The following is a 2,475-nucleotide window of genomic DNA, read 5'->3' on the forward strand; positions in this document are numbered from 1 at the left end:
GCTCGAATCAAAAGTGTTAAATATGGACAATTTATCAGCTTGGGAAAACTTTCTTTGGCGGCTAGTGCAATTATATCCAGAAGTAAACGTTTCAACAGTTGCTAATAAAGATGGCAGAATAAGAGCGGGAGATCGTCTAGAGGATGGTACTGTGCTGATGCCCGTATTAGACGATTTTACTGACTATAGTCTCCAGATTTACAATACCAACGAAAAAGGCGAGCGTACCACAGTCGCAAAAGTCATACCTAACGATATTTCTGGGCCAGAAAGACGATATTGGTACACACGTCAAGTGTGGTACAGAGATGCAATTAAAGCAGATAAAGCAACTTGGGGCTCAATTACTGTCTCATTGGTGGAACCGAGTTTGCTAATTACTGCCCTCGAAACTATACACGATCGATTGGGAAATACGCAAGGAATCATGCTCACTTCCTTGCGCTTGAATAGTACAGGTAAATTTTTAAGAAGCCTAAAGATTGGTAAAACCGGACAAGCTTTTATTATGGACGATCTAGGAAGATTAGTAGCAACTTCTACTGATGAAATTCCATTTCGGATCGACGAAAATGGTAAAAAGCAAATGTTCAAAGCTACAGATAGTAGCGAGCGAGTCACCAAAGCCACATCTGCATATTTAGCAAGCCATCCGGAAATCTTCAACAATTTTCAAAGTTCCGAGCCGATCGATTTTAAAATAGACGGCCAACCGCAATTTTTAAGGCTCTTACCGTTCCGGGACGAGAAAGGGCTCAATTGGCTAGTGGCAGTTGTAATTCCAGAATCAGACTTTATGGAACAAATTAATGCCAATAACCGCAATACCATTCTCCTATGTATTGCTGCTTTAGTTATAGCGATCGTTTTCGGCATTTTTACCTCTCGTTGGATCAGCCAACCTATTCTCAAATTGAGTCAAGCAGCACAAGCTATTGCGGAGGGAAACCTCCATCAAAATGTGGAGGTAAAAGGGCTAAAAGAAGTTAGTGTTTTGGAAATATCGTTTAACAGTATGGCCGAGCAGTTACTGGACTCATTTGCCAGTTTAGAAGCGAAAAACGAAGCCCTGCGAATTGCCGAAGAAAATTATCGCAGTATCTTTGAAAATGCCTTAGAGGGAATTTTTCAGGCTACCAAAGAGGGCAGTTACATGAGCATAAATCCCGCAATGGCACGCATTTACGGTTACGATTCGTCCGCCGAGATGTTGGCGGCAGTCACCGATATTAGCGCTCAACTTTATGTTGATAGCAGCAGCCTAGATGAGTTCTACCGTCAGATGGAAGAAAAAGGTAATGTGCAAAAATTTGAGTATAGAGCTTATCGCAAAGATGGCAAAATTATTTGGGTGCAGGAAGATGCTAGGGCTGTACGCGATACTAACGGAAATGTACTGTACTATGAAGGTCTAATCCAAGACATTACAGAACGCAAGCGCCGAGAAGAAGAACTCAAGCGCCAGTTGCAAGAACTTCGCATTGAAATCGACCAACAAAAGCGTCAACAGGAAGTTGCGGCGATTACCCAAAGCGATTACTTCCAAGAAATACAGGCAGAAGCGAGCGACATTGAGTTAGATGAATTTTGGAATTAGTCAGCGGGTAACCACTCTCCCGATCGGACGTCGGTACCCTCACCGACGCCCACAGCCAATTTTATCTGACAATAGCCTTGAGGATTTGCCCATACAGATGGCCCAAGGCAAAAGAGGGGAAAGTGACCTGCTTTGAGCAGCCAACTTACCGGAAAAATGGCAGTATAGTTTGGGTGGAAGAAAATGCCGCGCCGTTTGCGATCGCAGTGGCAACGTACTTTATAATGAAGTTTTTATCTGGGGGATTGCAAAACACCAGCAGCACAAAGAAGACTTCCAGAGCAGATTGCACGAGTTTAGGATTAAGATCGATCGGAAACTCATCCATACGCATTGGTTTGGCATTATCCGCAAAACGTTCTGATTAGCTAACAAAAATTTGTCAAAAAATATTACAAAAATTCGAGTTTTAACTTGCTCGTTTGTCAGAAACTGAAGTGAGAGGTAAAAAAAGAAATGTTAAAAATTAAGCAATTTAGCATCAAATCAAAACTAATGGTCATGCTGCTGACAGCCAGCTTGGGATCGATCGCAATAGTTAACTACCTGGCTTGGAACAAAGCTAAAGAAACCCTCCAGGAAACTATTTTCACCCATCTCACCAGCGTGCGTGCCACCAAACGGGAGCATATTGAAAATTATTTTAAAAACATCCAGAATCACCTAGAGACGCTTTGCGAAGACCGAATGGTTGTCGCGGCGATGGTAGAGTTCAACAAAGGTTTCAAAAAACTCAACGACGAGTATGTAGAAAGAAATTTAAATGCAGAGATAGAAAGATATTATCAAACCGAGTTTTTTCCTAGACTTTCCAAAACCATTGAAGGGGTGCCTAATTATGAAACCTACGCTCCCACAAGCCAAGCGGCTCAATATCT

2 protein-coding genes and 1 pseudogene are annotated in these 2,475 nt (G+C 42.2%); 2 read left to right on the top strand and 1 reads right to left on the bottom strand.

The genetic code is table 11. The features are described from left to right. Nucleotides 1-1,597 (top strand): PAS domain S-box protein (locus H6S82_RS28580; RefSeq protein WP_206756908.1); only part of this gene is annotated, 1,597 nt, incomplete at its 5' end. A 145-nt stretch (nucleotides 1,598-1,742) separates the two neighbouring features. Here the strand turns inward: H6S82_RS28580 and H6S82_RS28585 are convergent. Further along, a complete protein-coding gene (locus H6S82_RS28585) occupies nucleotides 1,743-1,931 on the bottom strand; it encodes a hypothetical protein (protein ID WP_190473528.1) in 189 nt (62 codons plus the stop codon). A 122-nt stretch (nucleotides 1,932-2,053) separates the two neighbouring features. On the opposite strand from H6S82_RS28585, the pseudogene H6S82_RS28590 reads away from it, so the two are divergent. After that, nucleotides 2,054-2,475: pseudogene (locus H6S82_RS28590) on the top strand (adenylate/guanylate cyclase domain-containing protein); the annotation flags it as partial.

Source organism: Planktothrix sp. FACHB-1355 (genome assembly GCF_014748295.1).
GTDB classification, from domain to species: domain Bacteria; phylum Cyanobacteriota; class Cyanobacteriia; order Cyanobacteriales; family Aerosakkonemataceae; genus Aerosakkonema; species Aerosakkonema funiforme_A.

Bases quoted from the DNA above. Each gene is read 5' to 3' on its own strand.
- H6S82_RS28585 (WP_190473528.1), bottom strand. From the start codon at position 1,931: ATGCGTATGGATGAGTTTCCGATCGATCTTAATCCTAAACTCGTGCAA.